We start from the raw sequence: 23,196 nt of genomic DNA on the forward strand, positions 1-23,196 counted from the left end.
ACTAGTGGCTCAGCGCCTCGATGTTGGCGGCCCGGCGTGCGAAGACCTCCTCGCGCCGGTCCGCCACCTGTCGTAGCGCGTCCTTGCGTTCGCGCTGGGAGAGCCGGTCCAGGTAGACGCGTCCGTCGACGTGGTCGGTCTCATGGGCGAGGCAGCGGGCGAAGTAGCCGGTCCCCTCGATCGTGATCGGCTCACCGTCCTTGTCGAGCCCGCGCACGACGGCCCGGTCCGGACGCGGTACGTCCATCACGGCGCCCGGTACGGAGAGGCAGCCCTCGTGGTCGTCGAGGAGCCTGCGGCCGGCGGGATCGAGCTGCTCCAGCACCGGGTTGACGATGTGCCCGACGTGCCGGGCCCCGTCGTCGTCCGGGCAGTCGTACACGAACAGCCGCAGATCCACCCCGACCTGGTTCGCCGCGAGCCCGGCCCCCTCCGCGATGTACATCGTCAGGAACATGTCGTCGATGAGCGCGGCGAGATCGGGCCCGAACTCGGTCACGTCCCGGCACGGCTTGTGCAGGACCCCTTCGCCGACCTCGGTGATGCGCCGTACCTGTCCGCGCCGGGCCTCGGGCGCGAGGCGGGGGTAGGAGTCGGCCGGCCTGCCTTGAACGAACACGCTGGGCATGTTTCTCCCTGTTGTGTGGATGCTGTGGGCGGTGGGTCATCGGGGTTCCGGCCTCCGGGGCCTCTCCCTACCCTCCGTTGCCCATGACAACAGAACACATGGAGCAGCCCGACGGCCACACCCGCAGACGGTTCCTGGCCGGTACGGGGGGAGTGGCCGGCGCGCTCGCGTTATGGCCCGCCGGGAGCGCGAAGGCGGCTTCCGGCAGGAAGGTGGCCGTCCTCGGCGGTGGTGTCTCCGGCCTCAGCGCCGCGCACGAACTCGCCGAACGCGGCTACGCCGTCACCGTCTACGAGTACTACGACGCCCTCGGCGGCAAGGCCCGCTCGATGCCCGTCCCGGGCACGGCGGCCGGCGGCCGCGCGGACCTCCCCGCCGAGCACGGCTTCCGCTTCTTCCCCGGCTTCTACCGGAACCTGCCGGACACGATGCGCCGCATCCCCTTCGCCGGCAACGCGAACGGCGTCCACGACAACCTCGTCAGCGGCACGGAGGCCCTCTTCGCCCGCTCGGGCGGCCGTCCAGACCTGCACTTCCCCCTGCGCCGCGCCACCACCCCGCCCGCCCCCGGCGACCTCACCCCGTCCTGGATCCGTGACCAGATCCTCTCCGTCCTGGACCTCGGCACCCGCCTCCCCGCCCACGAGGCCGCCTACTTCGCCGACCGCGTCCTGGTCCACCTCACCAGCTGCGACGCCCGCCGCGAGGACCAGTGGGAGAAGGTCGCGTGGTGGGACTTCATCCGCGCGGAGGAGATGAGCGCCGAGTACCAGACGCTGCTGGGCATCGGCCAGACCCGCAACCTGGTCGCCACCCGCGCGGAGGTCGCCTCCACCCGCACCGTCGGCCGCGTCATCATCGAGGCGCTGCTCCTGTGGGGCCTCCTAGGCCGCGGCATGGACGGCGACGCCGACATCGACCGGGTCCTCAACGCCCCCACCAGCGAGGCCTGGATCGACCCCTGGGAGCGGCATCTGCGCTCCCTCGGCGTCGAGTTCGTCCTCGGCACGCAGGTTCACGACGTCCTGTACGCCGGCGGCCGGGTGACCGGTGTCCGCGTCTCGGACCGCGACGGCGGCGACGACCGCACCGTCACCGCCGACCACTACGTCTGCGCGCTGCCCGTCGAGCACGCGCGCGTGACGTGGGGCCCGGCCCTGCGCGCGGCGGATCCGCAGCTCTCCCGGTGCGACGCGCTGCGGGCGGACTGGATGACCGGCGTGATGTTCTACCTCCGCACGCCCAAGCCGGTCGTGCACGGCCACATCAACTGCCTCGACTCACCCTGGTCGGTGACGGCCGTCGGCCAGGCGCAGTTCTGGCCCGGACGGGACTTCCCGCGCGACTACGGCGACGGACAGACCCACGACTGTCTCTCGGCGATCATCTCCGAGTGGGACAAACCCGGCATCCTGTACGGCAAGACGGCCAAGGAGTGCACGAAGGACGAGGTCGTCGCCGAACTCTGGGCCCAGTTGAAGGACGGCCTCAACGACGCCGGCAAGACGACACTCGTGGACACCGACCGGCTCGGCTGGTTCATGGACCCGGCTGTGACGGGCCTGGGCGGCCCTGAGCCGCGAAACCGCGAGCAACTCCTCATCCACCCCACGGGCACGCTCTACAACCGCCCCACGGCCCGCACAAAGGTGCCGAACTTCTTCCTCGCGGGCGACTACGTCCGCACCGACGTCGACCTGGCGACCATGGAAGGCGCCAACGAGTCCGCGCGACTGGCCGTCAACGCACTGCTGGACGCGGACAATTCGGACGTCGAGCGGTGTGAGATCCAGGAGCTGTACCGGCCCCCGGAGATGGAGCCGCTGAAACGGATCGACGAGGTACGCCACCGGCTGGGGCTGCCCAACACCTTCGACCTCGGCTAGGCGGGACCCGGACAGGGCGGAAGGGCCGCTGCCCCCGAGCGGCTGCGGCCCTTCCGACGTTCGTGACGCGTGTGCGTGCTCGTCAGAGTACGCGCACCGCGCCGGACGCCGGGTATCCGGACAGGTCCTGGATGACGACACCCTTGGAGGGGTTGGCCGCGTCCAGGTACTGGCCGTCACCGATGTAGACGCCCACGTGGTAGGCGGAACCCTTGCCGCCCCAGTAGAGGATGTCGCCGACCTGGATCTGCGACAGCGGGATGTCGGTGCCCTGCATCGACTGGTCCTGCGAGACCCGCGGCAGCTCGACGCCGACCTGCTTGAACGCGGCCTGGACCAGGCTGGAGCAGTCCCACGCGTTGGGCCCGGTGGCGCCCATGACGTAGGCGTCGCCCACCTGTGCCTTGAGGAAGGCGATGACGGTCGCGACGCTGCCGCTGGCGGGCGCCGAGGCGGTCGTGGTCGTGGTGGCGGAAAGGGTGGTCCGCTCCGAGGAACGCGAGGCGGCGGCCTCCGCGGCGGCCTTGCGGGCCTCCTCGGCCTTCTTCTTGGCCTCAGCCTTCTTCTTCGCCTCGGCGAGGTCCTTCTTGGCCTCCTTGGCGGCAGCGGCGGCGGCCGCGTCGCGCTCGGCCTGGAGCTCGTAGTTCGCGGCCGCCTGCTGCGTGGCGTCCGCGGACTCGGCGACCTGGACGGCCAGGTCGGCCGTGAGGGTGGGCAGTTCGAGGGTCTGCGTCACCGGCTCGGCGGCGCTCGCCGAAGCCGACGCGCCCGCCGCTGCCATGCTGAGGACGCCACCGGCAACTCCGGCGCGCATCGCGATGGATGTCGTCGCGCTGCGGCGGGGCTTCCGGTGGCTTCGTATGTGAGCGGTGTGGGACATGAGACCAAGCGGTATCAGGGGCTCCTCCATACCTTCAAGAAACGTGTGCTGCGCCACAGTTGTTCAATGGGCGCCTCGAATTCCTGGTCCGCCGCTCCTTATTGACGCCGTAACGGACATTGCGGACGCGACCCAACAAGGCCTTGATCACGTACTTTCGTGTTTACGTCCGAATTGCCCCGCACCTACCACCGGTTGGGACAGGTGGCCAAGCCCGGTTCTCAGAGGTCTCTCATTGATGTGGCGGAGGTCACGCAACGGTTACAGCGGCGGGTGCGTCACGCGCACGCATCCCGCCCTCACCCGCTCGTGAATGTGTGCACGCGTCCACATCGCACCCCGCGACTCCTCCTGATGTGTGAACGCGGCGCACTATCAAGCAGTGAAGTCCAGCACCAATTTGCATGCAAGGGAACTCTCTTGATATGGAGACGCCTGCTCCCAGCTGCGCCGACGAGGCAAAATGTCACCTCTGGTGATCGCTCGGACGCTTCACGTACGAAGATCACCGCTCATCCGACTTCATGATCCTTCGTCAGGTGGTGGAGATCACAAAGCTTGTGCAATACCCCGTGTCGCAGATCACAGACCGGCGGGCATAAGATGCGGGTCAGTTGGGCTTGTGACCTGCTTCACATGTTCGCGATCTTCGCCGGGACGGGCGGGACTTGCGGGACGGGTGGGGCGGAAGCGAACTCAACGCCATCGCCAGCAGTCAGTGCCGACTGAGAGGAGCGAGGAGCGGTGAACGCGTATGCGCCCATCCTCGTACTGGGAGCCCTCGGGGCAGGCTTTGCGATCTTCTCCGTGGTCATGGCCACGCTGATCGGTCCGAAGCGTTACAACCGGGCCAGGCTCGACGCCTACGAGTGCGGGGTCGAGCCAACCCCCACGCCGGCCGGCGGCGGGCGCTTCCCCATCAAGTACTACCTGACGGCGATGCTCTTCATCGTCTTCGACATCGAGATCGTCTTCCTCTACCCCTGGGCCGTCACCTTCGACGCCCTGGGTGTTTTCGGGCTCGTGGAGATGCTGCTCTTCGTGCTCACCGTCTTCGTTGCGTACGCGTACGTGTGGCGGCGCGGCGGCCTGGAATGGGACTGAGGGGCCTCTAACTCATGGGACTCGAAGAAAAGCTGCCGAGCGGCTTCCTGCTGACCACCGTCGAGCAGGCCGCGGGCTGGGTGCGCAAGGCGTCCGTCTTCCCGGCCACCTTCGGCCTCGCCTGCTGTGCCATCGAGATGATGACCACCGGCGCCGGACGCTACGACCTGGCCCGCTTCGGCATGGAGGTCTTCCGCGGCTCACCCCGCCAGGCCGACCTCATGATCGTCGCCGGCCGGGTCAGCCAGAAGATGGCCCCGGTGGTCAGGCAGGTCTACGACCAGATGGCGAACCCGAAGTGGGTCATCTCCATGGGGGTCTGCGCCTCCTCGGGCGGGATGTTCAACAATTACGCGGTCGTCCAGGGCGTCGACCACATCCTCCCCGTCGACATCTACCTCCCGGGCTGCCCGCCACGGCCCGAGATGCTGCTGGACGCCATCCTCAAGCTCCACCAGAAGATCCAGGGCTCCAAGCTCGGCGTGAACGCCGAGGAGGCGGCCCGCGAGGCGGAGGAAGCGGCGCTCAAGGCCCTGCCCACCATCGAGATGAAGGGGCTGCTGCGGTGAGCGACGCGAACGGTGCCGGCGACGGCGCGAACCCCGAGAAGGACCTCAGCGCCTCCAACCTCCCCGGCCAGCGCGGCGAGGGCGGCGAGGAGATCCGCGTCCAGCGCGGCATGTTCGGCGCCAACAACGGCGGCGACACCTCCGGCTACGGCGGCCTGGTGCGCTCGGTCCGCCTGCCGGGACCCGCGGCCCGCCCCTACGGCGGCTGGTTCGACGAGGTCGCCGACGAACTCGAGGGAGCACTGGAGGAGCAGGGACTCCTGCCCGACAACGCGATCGAGAAGACGGTCGTCGACCGCGACGAGCTCACCTTCCACATCGAGCGCGAGCACCTGCTGCGCGTCGCCCGCACCCTGCGCGACGACCCGGCCCTGCGCTTCGAGCTCTGTACCGGCGTCAGCGGGGTGCACTACCCGCACGACAAGGGCCGCGAGCTGCACGCCGTCTACCACCTGCGCTCGCTCACCCACAACCGGCTGATCCGCCTCGAGGTCAGCGCCCCGGACGCCGATCCGAAGATCCCGTCCCTGGTCTCCGTGTATCCGACCAACGACTGGCACGAGCGCGAGACCTACGACTTCTTCGGGATCGTCTTCGACGGTCACCCGGCCCTGACGCGGATCATGATGCCGGACGACTGGCAGGGCCACCCGCAGCGCAAGGACTACCCCCTCGGCGGCATCCCCGTCGAGTACAAGGGCGCCCAGATCCCGGCTCCGGACCAGCGGAGGTCGTACTCGTGAGCACGCAGTCAGCATCCGCCCGGGAGACCACCGAGGGCACCGTCTACACGGTCACCGGTGGCGACTGGGACGAGGTGGTCCAGTCCGCGGCCCGCGCGGACGACGAGCGCATCGTCGTCAACATGGGCCCGCAGCACCCGTCCACACACGGAGTGCTCCGCCTGATCCTGGAGATCGACGGCGAGACGGTCACCGAGGCCCGCTGCGGCATCGGCTACCTCCACACCGGCATCGAGAAGAACCTCGAGTACCGCACGTGGACGCAGGGCACCACGTTCGTGACGCGCATGGACTACCTGACGTCCTTCTTCAACGAGACCGCCTACTGCCTCGCCGTCGAGAAACTCCTCGGCGTCGAGGACCAGATCACCGAGCGAGCCAAGATCATCCGGGTGCTCCTGATGGAGCTGAACCGGCTCTCCTCGCACCTGGTGTGCATCGCCACCGGCGGTATGGAACTCGGCGCCACCACGATCATGATCTACGGATTCCGTGATCGTGAAATGATTCTCGACATCTACGAGCTCATCACGGGCCTTCGGATGAACCACGCGTTCATCCGCCCGGGCGGACTCGCGCAGGACCTGCCGCCCGGCGCGGTGGATCACATCCGCGAGTTCGTGAAGAAGATGAAGAAGAACCTCCCGGAGTACGACAAGCTCGCCACCGGGAACCCCATCTTCAAGGCCCGTATGCAGGACATCGGCTATCTCGACCTGGCCGGCTGCATGGCCCTCGGCGCCACCGGCCCGATCCTGCGCTCCACCGGGCTGCCGTTCGACCTGCGCAAGGCGCAGCCGTACTGCGATTACGAGACCTACGACTTCGACGTCCCGACCGCCGACACCTGTGACTCCTACGGCCGCTTCCTGATCCGCCTCGAGGAGATGCGCCAGTCCCTCAGGATCGTCGAGCAGTGCCTGGACCGGCTCCAGCCCGGCCCGGTCATGGTCGCCGACAAGAAGATCGCCTGGCCCGCCCAGCTCGCCCTGGGCCCCGACGGGCTCGGCAACTCCCTCGACCACATCAAGAAGATCATGGGCACCTCCATGGAGGCCCTGATCCACCACTTCAAGCTGGTGACCGAGGGCTTCCGCGTCCCGCCGGGACAGGCGTACGCGGCCGTCGAGTCGCCCAAGGGCGAACTCGGGGTGCACGCCGTGTCCGACGGCGGTACCCGCCCCTTCCGGGTCCACTTCCGGGACCCGTCCTTCACCAACCTTCAGGCCATGGCGGCGATGTGCGAGGGCGGCCAGGTCGCCGACGTCATCGTCGCCGTCGCGTCCATCGACCCCGTGATGGGAGGCGTCGACCGGTGACCACCTCTTCTTCCGAGCAGGGCGTCAGCCTGGGCATGCCCGAACTGCCCGCGCCCGTCTACCCGGACGACGTTCGAGCCCGGCTGGAGGCGGACGCGCGCGAGGTCATCGCCCGCTACCCCGACTCCCGGTCCGCGCTCCTTCCGCTGCTGCATCTCGTGCAGTCGGAGGAGGGCCATGTCACGCGCACCGGGATGCGGTTCTGCGCGGACGTACTGGGCCTGACCACCGCCGAGGTCACCGCGGTCGCCACCTTCTACACCATGTACCGGCGCAGGCCGAGCGGTGACTACCAGGTGGGCGTCTGCACCAACACCCTGTGCGCGGTGATGGGCGGTGACGCGATCTTCGAGGAGCTCCAGGAGCACCTCGGCGTCGGCAACGGCGAGACCACCGAGGACGGCAAGGTCACGCTGGAGCACATCGAGTGCAACGCGGCCTGCGACTTCGCGCCCGTCGTGATGGTCAACTGGGAGTTCTTCGACAACCAGACCCCGTCCAGCGCCAAACACCTCGTCGACGACCTGCGCGCGGGCCGGACGGTCGAGCCCACGCGCGGGGCGCCGCTGTGCACCTTCAAGGAGACCGCGCGGATCCTCGCCGGCTTCCCCGACGAGCGGCCAGGGGCCGTCGAGGCAAGCGGCGGTGCGGGACCCGCGTCGCTGATGGGCCTCCGCCTGGCCAGAGGAGAGACCGCACCCGCGCGCGTGGTCCACCCCCGCGACGGCGGCCCGCACGACGAGCCGCGGGACAGGGCCGTACACGACCCGTCACCGACACAGCACCTGAGCTCGCACGACGCGCCTCAGGACACGTCGGCCTCCGACCCGGCCCACCCGGCAGGGCCTACCGCCGAGGAGGGGGAGTGATGACCTTGGCACCCGAATTGAAAGACACCAGCCCCGAGAAGCTGCTCGCACCCGTGCTGTCGGCCTTCTGGGACGAGGACAAGTCCTGGTCTCTGGACGTCTACCGAAGGCACGAAGGATACGAGGGGCTCCGCAAGGCGCTCGCCATGTCACCGGACGACCTGATCGCGTACGTCAAGGACTCCGGTCTGCGCGGCCGCGGCGGCGCGGGATTCCCCACGGGAATGAAATGGCAGTTCATTCCCCAGGGTGATGGAAAGCCGCACTATCTAGTTGTCAACGCCGACGAATCGGAACCGGGAACCTGTAAGGACATCCCGCTCCTGTTCGCGAACCCGCACAGCCTCATCGAGGGCATTGTCATCGCGTGTTATGCCATCAGGTCGTCGCATGCCTTCATCTATCTGCGCGGTGAAGTCGTCCCAGTCCTGCGGCGGTTGCACGAGGCCGTGCGCGAGGCTCATGAGGCGGGCTTCCTCGGCGAGAACATCCTGGGCAGCGGGCTCGACCTGGAACTCACCGTGCACGCGGGCGCAGGCGCGTACATCTGCGGTGAGGAGACCGCACTGCTCGACTCGCTCGAAGGCCGCCGCGGTCAACCGCGGCTCCGTCCCCCTTTCCCTGCCGTCGCGGGCCTCTATGCGTGCCCGACTGTGGTGAACAACGTGGAGTCGATCGCGTCGGTTCCCGCGATCCTGCAAAAAGGAAAAGACTGGTTCAGGTCGATGGGCAGCGAGAAGTCCCCGGGCTTCACGCTCTACTCGCTCAGCGGCCATGTCACCAGCCCCGGCCAGTACGAGGCCCCGCTCGGCATCACGCTCCGCCAACTCCTGGAGATGAGCGGCGGAATGCGGCCCGGGCACCGGCTGAAGTTCTGGACGCCGGGCGGCTCCTCGACGCCGATGTTCACCGACGAGCACCTCGACGTCCCCCTCGACTACGAGGGAGTGGGCGCCGCGGGTTCAATGCTCGGCACCAAAGCCCTCCAGTGCTTCGACGAGACGACCTGCGTCGTCCGCGCCGTCACCCGCTGGACCGAGTTCTACGCCCACGAGTCCTGCGGCAAGTGCACACCCTGCCGCGAAGGCACCTACTGGCTCGTGCAATTGCTGCGCGACATCGAGGCCGGCAAGGGCGTCATGTCCGACCTCGACAAGCTCAACGACATCGCCGACAACATCAACGGCAAGTCGTTCTGCGCCCTCGGTGACGGTGCCGCCTCGCCGATCTTCTCCTCGCTCAAGTACTTCCGCGAGGAGTACGAGCAGCACATCACGGGCCGCGGCTGCCCCTTCGACCCGGCCAAGTCGACGGTCTGGGCCGACTCCCGCACGGAGGTGAACGCATGACGGTGACCACGAGCGCTCCCTCCGGTGGGGGAGAGGCGGCGGTCCCGCCGGAAGATCTCGTCTCGCTGACCATCGACGGCGTGGAGATCAGCGTGCCCAAGGGCACCCTGGTCATCCGCGCCGCCGAACAACTCGGCATCGAGATCCCCCGCTTCTGCGACCACCCCCTCCTCGACCCGGCCGGCGCCTGCCGCCAGTGCATCGTCGACGTCGAGGGCCAGCGCAAGCCGATGGCGTCCTGCACCATCACCTGCACCGACGGAATGGTGGTGAAGACCCACCTCACCTCGCCGGCCGCGGAGAAGGCCCAGCACGGTGTGATGGAGCTCCTCCTCATCAACCACCCGCTGGACTGCCCGGTCTGCGACAAGGGCGGCGAGTGCCCCCTGCAGAACCAGGCCATGTCGCACGGCCAGGCCGAGTCACGCTTCGAAGGCAAAAAGCGGACGTACGAGAAGCCCGTGCCGATCTCCACACAGGTACTCCTCGACCGCGAGCGGTGCGTGCTGTGCGCCCGCTGCACCCGCTTCTCCAACCAGGTCGCGGGCGACCCGATGATCGAACTGGTCGAGCGGGGCGCGCTGCAGCAGGTCGGCATCGGCGAGGGCGACCCCTTCGAGTCGTACTTCTCCGGCAACACCATCCAGATCTGCCCGGTCGGCGCGCTCACCTCGGCGGCCTACCGCTTCCGCTCGCGCCCCTTCGACCTGGTGTCCTCCCCGAGCGTCTGCGAGCACTGCTCCGGCGGCTGCGCCACGCGCACCGACCACCGGCGCGGCAAGGTCATGCGCAAGCTCGCGGCCAACGACCCCGAGGTCAACGAGGAGTGGATCTGCGACAAGGGGCGGTTCGGATTCCGGTACGCGCAGCAGCGCGACCGCCTGGAGACGCCCCTGGTGCGCAACGCCGACGGTGTTCTCGAGCCCGCGTCCTGGCCCGAGGCCCTGGAGGCGGCTGCTCAGGGACTTGCCGCGGCCCGCTCCCGGACCGGCATCCTCACCGGTGGCCGGCTCACCATCGAGGACGCCTACGCGTACAGCAAGTTCGCGCGCGTGGCGCTCGACACCAACGACATCGACTTCCGCGCGCGCGTGCACAGCGGTGAGGAGACCGACTTCCTCGCCGCGCGGATCGCCGGACGCGGCCGTGACCTCGACGGTACGGGCGTCACCTACACCGCACTGGAGAAGGCGCCCGCCGTCCTGCTGGTCGGGTTCGAGGCCGAGGAGGAGGCGCCCGGCGTCTTCCTGAGGCTGCGCAAGGCCTGGCGCAAGCACGGGCAGAAGGTGTTCGCACTGGCCACGCACGCCACGCGCGGTCTGGAGAAGGCCGGCGGCACGCTGCTCCCCGCCGCTCCCGGCACCGAGACCGAATGGCTGGACGCGCTCGCGGGCGAGGTCGGCCTGGAGGGCGACGGAGCTCAGGCCGCCGAGGCGCTGCGCTCCCAGGGCGCGGTACTCGTCGTCGGTGAACGGCTGGCCGCAGTGCGGGGCGGACTGACCGCCGCCGTACGGGCCGCGTCCGCGACCGGCGCGCAGCTGGTGTGGATCCCGCGCAGGGCGGGAGAGCGCGGCGCCGTCGAGGCGGGCGCGCTGCCGTCGCTGCTGCCGGGCGGACGTCCGGCGACCGACCCACGCGCGCGTGAGGAGGTCGCCGCGGCCTGGGGCGTCGCCGAACTCCCGCACCGCTACGGCCGCGACACCGGCCAGATCGTCGAGGCCGCCGCCACCGGAGAACTCCAGGCGCTGGTCGTCGCCGGCGTCGAAGTCGCAGACCTCCCGGACCCGGCACGCGCACGTGAAGCACTTCACGAGGTCGGCTTCCTGGTCTCGCTGGAGCTGCGGCCCAGCGAGGTCACCGAGCACGCGGACGTGGTCCTGCCGGTCGCCGCGGTCGCCGAGAAGGCCGGCACCTTCCTCAACTGGGAAGGCCGGGTGCGCTTCTTCGAGGCCGCGCTCAAGCCCGAGCAGATGACCCGCCGTCTCGCGCCCACCGACGCGCGCGTGCTGCAGATGCTGGCCGACGCCATGGACGTCCACCTGGGTCTGCCGGACCTGCGGACCGTGCGCGGCGAGATCGACCGGCTCGGCGCCTGGGACGGACCCCGGGCCACCGAACCGCTCGAGACCGCCGCCCAGTTGCCGCGGCCGGCCGCCGGAGAGGCCGTACTGGCCGGGCACCGGCTGCTGCTCGACCAGGGCCGCCTCCAGGAGGGTGACGAGGCGCTCGCCGGGACCCGGCACGCGGCCCACGCGCGTGTGTCGGCCGCGACCGCCGCCGAGGCCGGGGTGAAGGACGGCGACGTGCTCGCCGTGACCGGCCCCGCCGGTGCCGTCGAACTCCCGCTGCAGATCACCGAGATGCCCGACCGCGTGGTCTGGCTCCCCCTGAACTCCGCGGGCGGGGGAGTCGCCTCCGACGCCGGTGCGGTGCCCGGCTCACTCGTCCGCATCGGCCCGGCGACGCTCGCCGCCGAAGCCCCCAAGGAGGTGGAGGCATGAGCCCGTACCTCGCCGCTGAAGACCTCTCGCTGTTCGGCACCGACCCCTGGTGGCTGGTCGTCCTCAAGGCGGTGTTCTGCTTCGCCTTCCTGATGGTGACCGTGCTGTTCTCCATCGTGTGGGAGCGCAAGGTCGTCGCCTGGATGCAGCTGCGCATCGGCCCCAACCGGCACGGACCCTGGGGCATGCTCCAGTCGCTCGCCGACGGCGTCAAGCTGATGCTGAAGGAAGACCTCATCGTCAAACGCGCGGACAAGGTGGTCTACGTCCTCGCACCGATCATCGCGGCCGTCCCGGCCTTCATGGCGATCGCGGTGATCCCCTTCGGCCCGGCCGGCAACGAGGTCTCGATCTTCGGCCAGCGCACCACGATGCAGCTCACCGACCTGCCGATCGCGATGCTCTACGTCCTCGCGGTCGCCTCGGTCGGCATCTACGGCATCGTGCTTGCGGGTTGGAGTTCCGGATCCACCTATCCGCTGCTCGGCGGACTGCGCTCCTGCGCGCAGATGATCTCGTACGAGATCGCCATGGGCGCCGCGTTCGCCTCGGTGTTCCTCTACTCCGGGTCGATGTCGACCTCGGCGATCGTCGAGGCGCAACAGGACCGCTGGTACGTCATCCTGCTGCCGGTCTCCTTCATCATCTACATCGTCACGATGATCGGCGAGACCAACCGCGCCCCGTTCGACATGCCGGAGTCCGAGGGCGACCTGGTCGGCGGCTTCAACACCGAGTACACGTCCATCAAGTTCGCGCTGTTCATGCTCGCCGAGTACGTGAACATGGTGACGGTCTCGGCCGTGTCCGTGACGCTCTTCCTCGGCGGCTGGCGGGCCCCCTGGCCCATCAGTACCTTCTGGGAGGGCGCGAACCACGGCTGGTGGCCGATGCTCTGGTTCGTCATCAAGGTCCAGCTGCTGCTGTTCTTCTTCATCTGGCTGCGCGGCACGCTCCCTCGTGTCCGCTACGACCAGCTGATGAAGCTCGGCTGGAAGGTCCTCATCCCGGTCTCCGTGGTGTGGCTGATGCTCGTCGCGACCGTGCGGACCCTGCGCAACGAGAACTACGACTTCGCCGACATCGCCCTCTACGTCGGCGGCGGCGTCCTGCTGCTCCTGCTGCTGTCCTTCGTCGCGGACATGTTCCGCGGGAAGCCGAAGGAGGAGCCCGCCCCGCCCGTCGCCTTCGACCCGATGGCCGGCGGATTCCCCGTACCGCCGCTGCCCGGACAGGAGTTGCCACCCGTGCCGAGGCGCCGTCCGCGCCGGGAGCGGGAGCTGATTGTCAGTGGTGGGCCCGATACTCAGAGTGACGGATCTCTGGATGGAAAGGAGGCGTCCGATGGCTGAGGAGCCCAAGGAGACCGATCCCGGTTTCCAGAATCCGGTAGCCGGCTTCGGCGTGACCTTCAAGGCCATGTTCAAGAAGCGGCTGACCGAGCAGTACCCGGAGCAGCAGAAGACCACCGCTCCCCGTTTCCACGGACGGCACCAGCTCAACCGCCATCCGGACGGCCTGGAGAAGTGCGTCGGCTGCGAGCTGTGCGCCTGGGCCTGCCCCGCCGACGCGATCTACGTCGAGGGCGCGGACAACACGGAGGAGGAGCGCTACTCGCCGGGCGAGCGGTACGGGAGCGTCTACCAGATCAACTACGCCCGCTGCATCCTGTGCGGCCTGTGCATCGAGGCGTGCCCCACGCGCGCGTTGACGATGACCAACGAGTTCGAGCTCGCCGACTCCAGCCGCGCCAACCTCATCTACACCAAGGAGCAGCTGCTCGCCGGGCTCGAGGAGGGCATGGTCGACTCGCCCCACTCGATCTTCCCGGGGACGGACGAGCAGGACTACTACCGGGGCCTGGTGACGGAAGCCGCGCCCGGCACGGTGCAGCAGGTCGCCGTCTCCAGGGGCGAGAAGCCTGAAGAAGAGGAGGTGGGCGCATGAGCATGCAGCTCGCCGCCACAGCCACTCTTTCTGCTGGCACCTCCACCGGCGAGGCCTTCCAGTTCTGGGTGCTCGGCACCGTCGCCGTGATCGGCGCCCTGTGCACCGTCTTCATGAAGAAGGCCGTGCACAGCGCGCTCTGTCTCGCCGGCACCATGATCATCCTGGCGGTGTTCTACCTCGCCAACGGCGCCTACTTCCTGGGCGTCGTACAGATCATCGTCTACACCGGCGCGATCATGATGCTGTTCCTCTTCGTGGTGATGCTCGTCGGCGTCACGGCCGCGGACTCCCTGAAGGAGACCATCAAGGGCCAGCGCTGGCTGGCCCTTCTCTGCGGCCTCGGCTTCGGCATCCTGCTGGTCGCCGGCATCGGCAACGCCTCCCTGACGGAGTTCAACGGGATGGCGCAGGCCAACGCCAACGGCAACGTGGAGGGTCTCGCGACCCTCATCTTCACCAAGTACGTGTTCGCCTTCGAGATCACCGGCGCCCTGCTGATCACGGCCACCGTCGGCGCCATGCTGCTCACCCACCGCGAGCGCACCGAGCGCGCCAAGACCCAGCGGGAGCTGGCCGAAGAGCGCGTCCGCGAGGGCAAGCACCTTCCGCCGCTGCCCGCGCCCGGTGTCTACGCCCGGCACAACGCCGTGGACATCGCGGGCCTGCTGCCCGACGGCACCCCCTCCGAGCTCACCGTCAACAAGACGCTGCGCGAGCGCGGCCAGATCCGTGACGTCTCGACCGAGGCGCTCAACGATCTGCGCGCACTGGAACAGCGCGCCGAGGAGCGCCTGGAGCGGACCGACACGGCACCGGCGAACCTCAAGCGGGCCGAGGAGGCGTCGAAGTGAACCCCGTCAACTATCTCTACCTCGCGGCGCTGTTGTTCACGATCGGCGCCACCGGCGTACTGATCAGGCGCAACGCGATCGTCGTGTTCATGTGCATCGAGCTCATGCTCAACGCCTGCAACCTGGCGTTCGTCGCCTTCTCCCGGATGCACGGCAACCTCGACGGCCAGATCATCGCCTTCTTCACGATGGTCGTCGCCGCCGCGGAGGTCGTGGTCGGGCTCGCGATCATCGTGTCCCTGTTCCGCTCCCGCCACTCGGCCTCGGTCGACGACGCCAGCCTGATGAAGCTCTGAGGGGTCGCTGAATCGTGGAGAACCTGATTGCGCTGCTGGTGGCGGCGCCTCTGCTCGGAGCGGCCGTACTGCTGTGCGGTGGCCGGCGGCTCGACGCCGTCGGCCACTGGATCGGCACGGCCCTCGCGGCCGCCTCCTTCGTGATCGGCGCCGTGCTCTTCGCCGACCTGCTCGGCAAGGACGCCGAACACCGGACCCTGACGAGCCACCTGTTCAGCTGGGTCCCGGTCGAGGGCTTCCAGGCGGACATCGCCTTCCGCCTCGACCAGCTGTCGATGACGTTCGTGCTGCTGATCACCGGCGTCGGCTCGCTGATCCACCTGTACTCCGTCGGGTACATGGAGCACGACGAGCGGCGCCGCCGCTTCTTCGGCTATCTGAACCTGTTCCTCGCGGCGATGCTGCTGCTCGTCCTCGCCGACAACTACCTTCTGCTGTACGTCGGCTGGGAGGGCGTCGGTCTCGCCTCCTACCTGCTGATCGGCTTCTGGCAGCACAAGCCCAGCGCCGCGACCGCCGCGAAGAAGGCCTTCCTGGTCAACCGCGTCGGCGACATGGGCCTGTCGATCGCGATCATGCTGATGTTCACGACGTTCGGGACCTTCGCCTTCGGGCCGGTCCTCGGCACGCACGAGGAGCCGGGCGCGGTCAGCGGCGCCGGCGAGGCCACCCTCACCGGCATCGCCCTGATGCTGCTGCTCGCCGCCTGCGGCAAGTCCGCCCAGGTGCCGCTGCAGTCCTGGCTCGGGGACGCGATGGAGGGCCCGACCCCGGTCTCGGCCCTCATCCACGCCGCGACCATGGTGACCGCGGGCGTCTACCTGATCGTCCGCTCCGCCAACATCTTCAACCTCGCTCCGGACGCCCAGCTCGTCGTCACCATCGTCGGTGCCGTCACGCTCCTGTTCGGTGCGATCGTCGGTTGCGCGAAGGACGACATCAAGAAGGCGCTGGCCGGCTCGACCATGTCGCAGATCGGCTACATGGTGCTGGCCGCGGGCCTCGGCCCCATCGGCTACGTCTTCGCGATCATGCACCTGGTGACGCACGGCTTCTTCAAGGCCGGACTGTTCCTCGGCGCCGGATCGGTCATGCACGGCATGAACGACGAGGTCGACATGAGGAAGTACGGCGGCCTCCGGAAGTACATGCCGGTCACCTTCATCACCTTCGGCCTCGGCTACCTCGCGATCATCGGCTTCCCGGGTTTGTCCGGCTTCTTCTCCAAGGACAAGATCATCGAGGCGGCCTTCGCCAAGGGCGGCACCGAGGGCTGGATCCTCGGCGGCTGCGCGCTGCTGGGCGCGGCCATCACGGCGTACTACATGACGCGCGTGATGCTGATGACGTTCTTCGGCGAGAAGCGCTGGCAGCCGGACGCCGAAGGCCACGAGCCGCACCCGCACGAGTCGCCCAGGTCCATGACGATCCCCATGATCGTGCTGGCCTTCGGGTCGGTCTTCGCGGGCGGCTTCTTCAGCATCGGCGACCGCTTCCTGCACTGGCTCGAGCCCATCACCGGACACGACCACGGCGACGCGCCGATCAGCGCGGCCACGGTCACCGGCGCCACGGTCGCCGTGATGGTCATCGGCGTCACCTTCGCCTACCTCCAGTACGGCCGCCGCCCGGTCCCGGTCGTCGCCCCGCGCGGATCCATGCTCACCCGGGCCGCCCGACGCGACCTGCTCCAGGACGACTTCAACCACGTCGTCCTGGTCCGCGGCGGCGAGCACCTCACCCGGTCCCTGGTGTACGTCGACCACACCCTGGTCGACGGCGTGGTCAACGGTACGGCGGCCTCCATGGGCGGTCTCTCCGGACGGCTCCGCAAACTGCAGAACGGCTACGCGCGGTCGTACGCGGTCTCGATGTTCGGCGGTGCGGCAGTGCTGATCGCCGCGACCCTGCTGATGAGGGCGGTCTGATACCGATGTCCTTTCCTCTGCTGACAGCGACGGCGGCGCTCCCGGCGATCGGCGCGATCGCCACGGCCGCCGTACCGGCCGCGCAACGCACCGCGGCCAAATGGCTCGCGCTGCTCGTCTCGCTCGCCACACTCGTGCTCGCCGCGATCGTCCTGGTCCGCTTCGACCCGGACGGCGACCGCTACCAGCTCACCGAATCCCACTCCTGGATCAAGGAGTTCGGGGTCAGGTACGAGCTGGGCGTGGACGGCATCGGGGTGGCGCTCGTCGCGCTGACCGCGCTGCTGATCCCGTTCATCATCCTCGCGGGATGGCACGACGCCGACCCGCTGGAGACCGGCAACACCAGGTGGCGGCCGACGCAGGGCTTCTTCGCCCTGATCCTGGCCGTCGAGGCGATGGTGATCCTCTCCTTCGAGGCCACCGACGTCTTCCTCTTCTACATCTTCTTCGAAGCCATGTTGATCCCGATGTACTTCCTCATCGGCGGCTTCGGGGACCGTGCCCACGAGCACGGCGAGGAGACGGCGTCGACACAACGGTCGTACGCCGCAGTGAAGTTCCTCCTCTACAACCTGGTCGGCGGCCTGATCATGCTGGCCGCGGTGATCGGCCTGTACGTGGTCGCCGGGAACTTCAGCCTCCAGGAGATCGCCGAGGCGCGGGCCAACGGCTCGCTCGACATGGCGACCAACACCGAACGCTGGCTGTTCCTCGGCTTCTTCTTCGCCTTCGCGGTGAAGGCGCCGCTGTGGCCGCTGCACACCTGGCTGCCCAACGCGATGGGGGAGGCCACCGCCCCGGTCGCCGTCCTCATCACGGCGGTCGTCGACAAGGTCGGCACCTTCGCGATGCTCCGCTTCTGCCTCCAGCTCTTCCCGGAGGCCAGCAAGTGGGCGACGCCCGCGATCCTCGTCCTGGCGGTGATCAGCATCATCTACGGGGCGCTGCTCGCGGTCGGCCAGCGGGACATCAAGCGGCTGGTGGCGTACGCGTCGATCTCGCACTTCGGCTTCATCATCATGGGCATCTTCGCGATGACCAGCCAGGGTCAGTCCGGCGCGACGCTCTACATGGTCAACCACGGTATTTCCACGGCCGCGTTGATGCTGGTCGCCGGGTTCCTGATCTCGCGGCGCGGGTCGCGGCTCATCGCCGACTACGGCGGGGTGCAGAAGGTCGCCCCGGTGCTCGCCGGCACGTTCCTGATCGGCGGTCTGGCGACGCTGTCGCTGCCGGGTCTCGCACCGTTCGTGAGTGAGTTCCTGGTCCTGGTCGGCACGTTCGCGCGCTACCCGGTGATCGGGATCATCGCCACCTTCGGCATCGTGCTCGCCGCGCTCTACACCCTCGTCCTCTACCAGCGGACGATGACGGGCCCGGTGAAACCCGAGGTCGCGGCGATGCCCGACCTCAGGGTGCGTGAACTGGTGGTGGTCGCGCCGCTGGTCGTACTGCTGATCTTCCTGGGCGTCTACCCGAAGCCCGTCACGGACATCGTCAACCCGGCGGTCAAGGCGACCATGTCCGACGTACAGAAGAAGGACCCCCAGCCCGAGGTGGAGGCGGCCAAGTGAGCGCAACAGCCGTCCACAGCCTGTGGACAACCGCGGCCGATCCGATCTCGAAGATCGATACGCCGAAGATCGAATACGGACAATTGTCACCCACGTTGATCGTCGTCGGTGCGGCGATCATCGGAGTGCTGATCGAGGCGGCGGTACCGCGCAAGCAGCGGTACTACGCCCAGGTGTTCGTCTCCGCAGTAGCGCTGATCTCGGCCTTCGCCGCGGTCGTCGCGCTCGCGGAGGGCGGATACGCCACCACCAAGGCAGGCATCGTGGCGATGGGCGCGATCGCCGTCGACGGGCCGGCGCTCTTCCTTCAGGGCACGATCCTGCTGGCGGGCCTGGTCGGCCTCTTCACCTTCGCCGAACGGCGCCTGGACCCGGTGGAGCACGGAAAACAGGTCGACTCCTTCGCCGCACAGGCCGCCTCCGTGCCCGGCAGCGACAGCGAGAAGGCCGCGGTCAAGGCCGGTTTCACCACCACCGAAGTGTTCCCGCTGCTGCTGTTCGCCGTCGCCGGCATGCTGATCTTCCCGGCGGCCAACGATCTGCTGACGCTGTTCATCGCGCTGGAAGTCTTCTCGCTGCCGCTGTACCTGATGTGCGCCCTGGCCCGCCGCAAGCGGCTCATGTCGCAGGAGGCCGCGGTCAAGTACTTCCTGCTCGGCGCCTTCGCCTCCGCGTTCACCCTGTTCGGCATCGCACTGCTGTACGGGTACGCGGGCTCGGTGTCGTACGCGACGATCGCACAGGTCGTCGACGGCACGGTCGCGAACGTCGACCCGGCCCTCGCGGACACCATGGGCAACGACGCGCTGCTGCTCATCGGCGCCGCGATGATCGTGATGGGCCTGCTGTTCAAGGTCGGCGCGGTCCCGTTCCACATGTGGACACCGGATGTGTACCAGGGCGCGCCGACGCCGGTGACCGGGTTCATGGCGGCGGCGACCAAGGTGGCCGCGTTCGGCGCGCTGCTGCGGATCCTCTACGTCGTGCTGCCGGGCCTGCGCTGGGACTGGCGGCCGGTCATGTGGGGCGTCGCGATCGTCACCATGCTCGGCGGTGCGATCGTCGCGATCACCCAGACCGACATCAAGCGACTCCTGGCGTACTCGTCCATCGCGCACGCGGGCTTCATCCTCGCGGGCGTCATCGCGACCACACCGGACGGCGTCTCGTCCGTCCTCTTCTACCTGGCGGCGTACTCCTTCGTCACGATCGGCGCGTTCGCCGTGGTGACGCTGGTACGCGATGCCGGTGGTGAGGCGACGCACCTGTCCAAGTGGGCCGGTCTCGGACGCCGTTCGCCCCTCGTGGCCGCCGTGTTCGCGGTGTTCCTGCTGGCCTTCGCCGGCATTCCGCTGACCTCCGGGTTCGCCGGGAAGTTCGCCGTGTTCAAGGCGGCGGCGGAAGGCGGCGCGGCGCCGCTGGTAGTGGTCGGCGTGATCTCGTCGGCGATCGCGGCGTTCTTCTACATCCGCGTCATCGTGCTGATGTTCTTCAGCGAGCCGCGGCCCGAGGGCCCGACGGTCGCCGTGCCGTCGCCGCTGACGATGGCGGCGATCGGGATCGGCGTGGCGGTCACGCTCGTGCTCGGTGTGGCGCCGCAGTACTTCCTGGACCTGGCGAACCAGGCGGGAGTGTTCGTGCGCTGACCTGCGGCGCCTGTGCCCGCGGTGCTTTTACGGCGGCCCCGGTTCCCTTCGTGGGATCCGGGGCCGCCGCGTTGCGCTCAGGCAGTCCAGTCGAGGTTGTCGAGGCTGGACACCCAGTCGGGCACGTTGGCCGTCGTGGTCGTGGTCGTGGTCGTGGTCGTGGTCGCCGGTGTCGACGCGGAGGCGCACGTCACGGCGGGGTTGAAGGGTTCGAAGAATCCGTCGGGATTGTCCTCGTAGATCCACGCGTGAAGCGTGTAGTAGCCGGGCACCTCGGTGCTGCGGAACGTCTCGCCGAACAGCTCCGGCGCGGCCTGTCCCGTGTTCTTGACGGCCCACCCCACCGCGACCAGATCGCGGTCGCTGGTGTCGGCCCCGCCTTCGTACAGCAGGACCTCCGGCTTGCCGGCATCGACGACACCGTCGGCGAGGTACTCCGCGTTGACGTACCGGTAGCCCATCCCGGGCACACAGGTGTCGGTGCGGGCCCAGCCGTCCGGCGGGGCGAGCGGCTCGTAGGCGGATGGGGCGGTGTTCGTGTACGTCGGGACCAGGTCCACCCAGACGAACGGGTCGGGCTCGGGCACCGCCTGCGCGGGGGCGGCGGTCAGGGAGAGAGCGCCGGCTATCGCCATGGTGATGGCGGCCTTGAGGGGCCGAGAGGACATGATGGGGCTCCTTGAAGCGGAAGACGCGCATGCTCCTGTGAGGCGCGCCGTCCGGAGAGAGACGGGCCTCCCCTGGCCCGCCTGAGCAGCATGTCCCGGTGACCACGAGGGCGTCATGTGACGGAGGCCATTCGCATGAGCGCGGAGAGTGACGGGGCGAACCTGTGGATAACTCCGGCGTTGTCGGTGCGGACCCCTATCGTGGACGCAGTGGTCGAGGGACTACGTACGGGGGACAGGGCTATGCGCGGGATGGGTGGGATCAGCGAGATGCCAAGGGTGACCGAGGTGGCAGATACGGCCGAGAGTGAGGCGCTGGCCACGCTGCACCGGGTCTTCGGGTACGAGGCCTTCCGCGGCGAGCAGGGCGCGGTCATCGAGCATGTGGTCGCGGGCGGCGACGCCGTGGTCCTCATGCCGACCGGTGGCGGCAAGTCGCTGTGCTACCAGATCCCGTCCCTGGTCAGACCCGGTACGGGCATCGTGGTCTCGCCGCTCATCGCGCTGATGCAGGACCAGGTGGACGCGCTGCGGGCGCTCGGCGTGAACGCCGGGTTCATGAACTCCACGCAGGACTTCGACGAGCGGCGGGTGGTGGAGGCGGAGTTCCTGGCGGGCGAGCTGGACCTGCTCTATCTGGCACCGGAGCGGCTGCGGCTCGACTCCACGCTGGACCTCCTCTCGCGCGGCAAGATCTCGGTCTTCGCGATCGACGAGGCGCACTGCGTGTCCCAGTGGGGCCACGACTTCCGCCCCGACTATCTGTCCCTCTCCCTGCTCGGCGAGCGCTGGCCGGACGTCCCCCGGATCGCGCTGACCGCGACGGCCACGGACGCGACCCACCAGGAGATCACCCAGCGGCTGAACATGCCGACGGCCCGGCACTTCGTGGCGAGCTTCGACCGGCCCAACATCCAGTACCGGATCGTGCCCAAGGCCGACCCGAAGAAGCAGCTGCTGAGCTTCCTGCGCCAGGAGCACGAGGGCGACGCGGGCATCGTGTACTGCCTCTCGCGCAACTCGGTGGACAAGACGGCGGAGTTCCTGAGCAAGAACGGCATCGAGGCCGTCCCCTACCACGCGGGGCTCGACGCGGGCACCCGCGCGGCGCACCAGTCGCGGTTCCTGCGCGAGGAGGGCCTGGTCGTGTGCGCGACCATCGCCTTCGGCATGGGCATCGACAAGCCGGACGTCCGCTTCGTCGCGCACCTCGACCTGCCCAAGTCGGTCGAGGGCTACTACCAGGAGACCGGCCGCGCGGGACGCGACGGACTGCCGTCGACGGCCTGGATGGCCTATGGACTCAACGACGTCATACAACAGCGCAAGCTGATCCAGTCCGGCGAGGGCGACGAGGGGTTCCGCCGCCGGGCCGCCTCCCACCTGGACGCGATGCTGGCGCTGTGCGAGACGGCCCAGTGCCGGCGCGGGCAGTTGCTGAACTACTTCGGCCAGGAGCCGGACCCGTCGGGCTGCGGCAACTGCGACACCTGCCTCACCCCGCCGGAGACCATGGACGGCACGGTCGCCGCGCAGAAGGTGCTGTCGACGGTCGTGCGGCTGCAGCGCGAGCGCGGTCAGAAGTTCGGCGCGGTGCAGATCGTCGACATCCTGCTCGGCAAGCGCACCGGCAAGGTCATCCAGTTCGACCACGACCAGCTGTCCGTGTTCGGCATCGGCGAGGACCTCTCCGAGGGCGAATGGCGCGGTGTCGTCCGTCAGTTGCTGGCACAGGGACTGCTCGCGGTCGAGGGGGAGTACGGCACGCTGGTGCTGACCGAGGCGAGCGGCTCGGTGCTGCGACGGGAGCGCGACGTACCGCTGCGCAAGGAACCGAAGAAGCCGGCCTCCGCGAAGACCGCCGGGTCCTCCTCCGGGCGGGGCGAGCGCAAGGCGAAGGCCGCCGCGGTGGAACTGCCCGAGTCGCTGATGCCGGCCTTCGAGGCGCTGCGGGCGTGGCGGGGCGAGCAGGCGCGGGAGCAGGGCGTCCCGGCGTACGTCATCTTCCACGACGCCACGCTCAGGGAGATCGTGACCGTGTGGCCGACGTCGGTGGCACAGCTCGGGACGGTCGGCGGCGTCGGCGAGAAGAAGCTGGTGACATACGGGGAGGGCGTGCTGGCGGTCCTGGCCGGGCTCGGCGACAGCCCTGCGGCCGAGGGGGCGCCGAGCCCGGAGGGCGACGTGGAACCGGGTGCGGACCACTGGCCCGAGATGGACGAGGAGCCGGAGCCCGACTGGACGTAGGCATGGGCGGGGGGCTGGGCGTGGACCGGAGCTGGGCATGGGTGGGGCTCACGGCCGGACGGGTTCCGGCGCCGACTCCGGTCGGGTCAGGTGGCCGTCCTCGGTGTGCGCGTGCCGGGTCAGGGTTGGGACCGTCGCCTTGCGGACGTCGGCGGTGGGGTCGGTCAGGGCGGGGACGGCGACGT

19 protein-coding genes are annotated in these 23,196 nt (G+C 68.9%); 16 read left to right on the forward strand and 3 right to left on the reverse strand.

Annotation, left to right across the window (positions count from 1 at the left end; all coding sequences use genetic code 11):
- Position 1: 1 nt before the first annotated feature.
- Positions 2-628, reverse strand: a complete 627-nt coding sequence (def, locus tag OHU89_RS29155) for a peptide deformylase (protein ID WP_405647177.1) — start codon at positions 626-628, stop codon at positions 2-4.
- An 83-nt stretch (positions 629-711) separates the two neighbouring features.
- Between def and OHU89_RS29160 the strand changes: the two genes are divergently transcribed.
- On the forward strand, positions 712-2,514 hold the full coding sequence (locus tag OHU89_RS29160; RefSeq protein ID WP_405647178.1) for an FAD-dependent oxidoreductase: 1,803 nt from the start codon (positions 712-714) through the stop codon (positions 2,512-2,514).
- Between the two features lie 82 nt (positions 2,515-2,596).
- Here OHU89_RS29160 and OHU89_RS29165 read toward each other — a convergent pair whose 3' ends face one another.
- Positions 2,597-3,424 carry a C40 family peptidase gene (locus OHU89_RS29165; protein ID WP_405647180.1) on the reverse strand — a complete coding sequence of 276 codons (828 nt, stop codon included), beginning with the start codon at positions 3,422-3,424 and terminating at the stop codon, positions 2,597-2,599.
- Positions 3,425-4,138: 714 nt separating this feature from the next.
- Between OHU89_RS29165 and OHU89_RS29170 the strand changes: the two genes are divergently transcribed.
- From OHU89_RS29170 to nuoN, 14 genes are read left to right on the forward strand one after another with little or no spacing between them, the layout of a single operon-like run.
- Positions 4,139-4,498, forward strand: coding sequence for an NADH-quinone oxidoreductase subunit A (locus OHU89_RS29170; protein ID WP_046261007.1), 360 nt, complete (start codon positions 4,139-4,141; stop codon positions 4,496-4,498).
- 14 nt (positions 4,499-4,512) lie between these two features.
- Positions 4,513-5,067 carry an NADH-quinone oxidoreductase subunit B family protein gene (locus OHU89_RS29175; protein WP_266889069.1) on the forward strand — a complete coding sequence of 185 codons (555 nt, stop codon included), beginning with the start codon at positions 4,513-4,515 and terminating at the stop codon, positions 5,065-5,067.
- Positions 5,064-5,810 (forward strand): NADH-quinone oxidoreductase subunit C, encoded by a 747-nt coding sequence (locus OHU89_RS29180; protein ID WP_266889068.1) that lies wholly within the window; start codon positions 5,064-5,066, stop codon positions 5,808-5,810. The genes OHU89_RS29175 and OHU89_RS29180 overlap by 4 nt, the downstream gene beginning before the upstream one ends.
- Positions 5,807-7,129, forward strand: a complete 1,323-nt coding sequence (locus OHU89_RS29185) for an NADH-quinone oxidoreductase subunit D (protein ID WP_266889067.1) — start codon at positions 5,807-5,809, stop codon at positions 7,127-7,129. The genes OHU89_RS29180 and OHU89_RS29185 overlap by 4 nt, the downstream gene beginning before the upstream one ends.
- Entirely contained in the window at positions 7,126-7,998 is an 873-nt protein-coding gene (gene nuoE, locus OHU89_RS29190) for an NADH-quinone oxidoreductase subunit NuoE (RefSeq protein ID WP_405647184.1), read from the forward strand. The genes OHU89_RS29185 and nuoE overlap by 4 nt, the downstream gene beginning before the upstream one ends.
- Positions 7,998-9,347, forward strand: coding sequence for an NADH-quinone oxidoreductase subunit NuoF (nuoF, locus tag OHU89_RS29195; RefSeq protein ID WP_046261002.1), 1,350 nt, complete (start codon positions 7,998-8,000; stop codon positions 9,345-9,347). The genes nuoE and nuoF overlap by 1 nt, the downstream gene beginning before the upstream one ends.
- A complete protein-coding gene (locus OHU89_RS29200) occupies positions 9,344-11,848 on the forward strand; it encodes an NADH-quinone oxidoreductase subunit G (RefSeq protein ID WP_405647186.1) in 2,505 nt (834 codons plus the stop codon). The genes nuoF and OHU89_RS29200 overlap by 4 nt, the downstream gene beginning before the upstream one ends.
- Complete coding sequence (gene nuoH / locus OHU89_RS29205) at positions 11,845-13,200, forward strand: NADH-quinone oxidoreductase subunit NuoH (protein ID WP_405647188.1); 1,356 nt, start codon at positions 11,845-11,847, stop codon at positions 13,198-13,200. The genes OHU89_RS29200 and nuoH overlap by 4 nt, the downstream gene beginning before the upstream one ends.
- Positions 13,193-13,795, forward strand: coding sequence for an NADH-quinone oxidoreductase subunit NuoI (gene nuoI / locus OHU89_RS29210; RefSeq protein WP_405647191.1), 603 nt, complete (start codon positions 13,193-13,195; stop codon positions 13,793-13,795). Before nuoH ends, nuoI begins: the two co-directional genes overlap by 8 nt.
- Positions 13,792-14,649 (forward strand): NADH-quinone oxidoreductase subunit J, encoded by an 858-nt coding sequence (locus OHU89_RS29215; RefSeq protein ID WP_365394053.1) that lies wholly within the window; start codon positions 13,792-13,794, stop codon positions 14,647-14,649. Before nuoI ends, OHU89_RS29215 begins: the two co-directional genes overlap by 4 nt.
- Positions 14,646-14,945 (forward strand): NADH-quinone oxidoreductase subunit NuoK, encoded by a 300-nt coding sequence (gene nuoK, locus OHU89_RS29220; protein ID WP_003974374.1) that lies wholly within the window; start codon positions 14,646-14,648, stop codon positions 14,943-14,945. Before OHU89_RS29215 ends, nuoK begins: the two co-directional genes overlap by 4 nt.
- 14 nt (positions 14,946-14,959) lie before the next feature.
- On the forward strand, positions 14,960-16,873 hold the full coding sequence (gene nuoL, locus OHU89_RS29225) for an NADH-quinone oxidoreductase subunit L (protein ID WP_405647192.1): 1,914 nt from the start codon (positions 14,960-14,962) through the stop codon (positions 16,871-16,873).
- Positions 16,874-16,878: 5 nt separating this feature from the next.
- Positions 16,879-18,450, forward strand: coding sequence for an NADH-quinone oxidoreductase subunit M (locus tag OHU89_RS29230; RefSeq protein WP_405647194.1), 1,572 nt, complete (start codon positions 16,879-16,881; stop codon positions 18,448-18,450).
- On the forward strand, positions 18,447-20,096 hold the full coding sequence (gene nuoN, locus OHU89_RS29235; RefSeq protein WP_405647197.1) for an NADH-quinone oxidoreductase subunit NuoN: 1,650 nt from the start codon (positions 18,447-18,449) through the stop codon (positions 20,094-20,096). The genes OHU89_RS29230 and nuoN overlap by 4 nt, the downstream gene beginning before the upstream one ends.
- A gap of 77 nt (positions 20,097-20,173) precedes the next feature.
- Here the strand turns inward: nuoN and OHU89_RS29240 are convergent, their stop codons facing one another.
- Positions 20,174-20,764 carry a hypothetical protein gene (locus tag OHU89_RS29240; protein WP_405647199.1) on the reverse strand — a complete coding sequence of 197 codons (591 nt, stop codon included), beginning with the start codon at positions 20,762-20,764 and terminating at the stop codon, positions 20,174-20,176.
- Positions 20,765-21,007: 243 nt separating this feature from the next.
- Between OHU89_RS29240 and recQ the strand changes: the two genes are divergently transcribed.
- Entirely contained in the window at positions 21,008-23,011 is a 2,004-nt protein-coding gene (recQ, locus tag OHU89_RS29245) for a DNA helicase RecQ (protein WP_405654692.1), read from the forward strand.
- Positions 23,012-23,196: the final 185 nt, after the last annotated feature.

Source organism: Streptomyces sp. NBC_00019 (assembly GCF_045041015.1).
Taxonomy (GTDB): Bacteria; Actinomycetota; Actinomycetes; order Streptomycetales; family Streptomycetaceae; genus Streptomyces.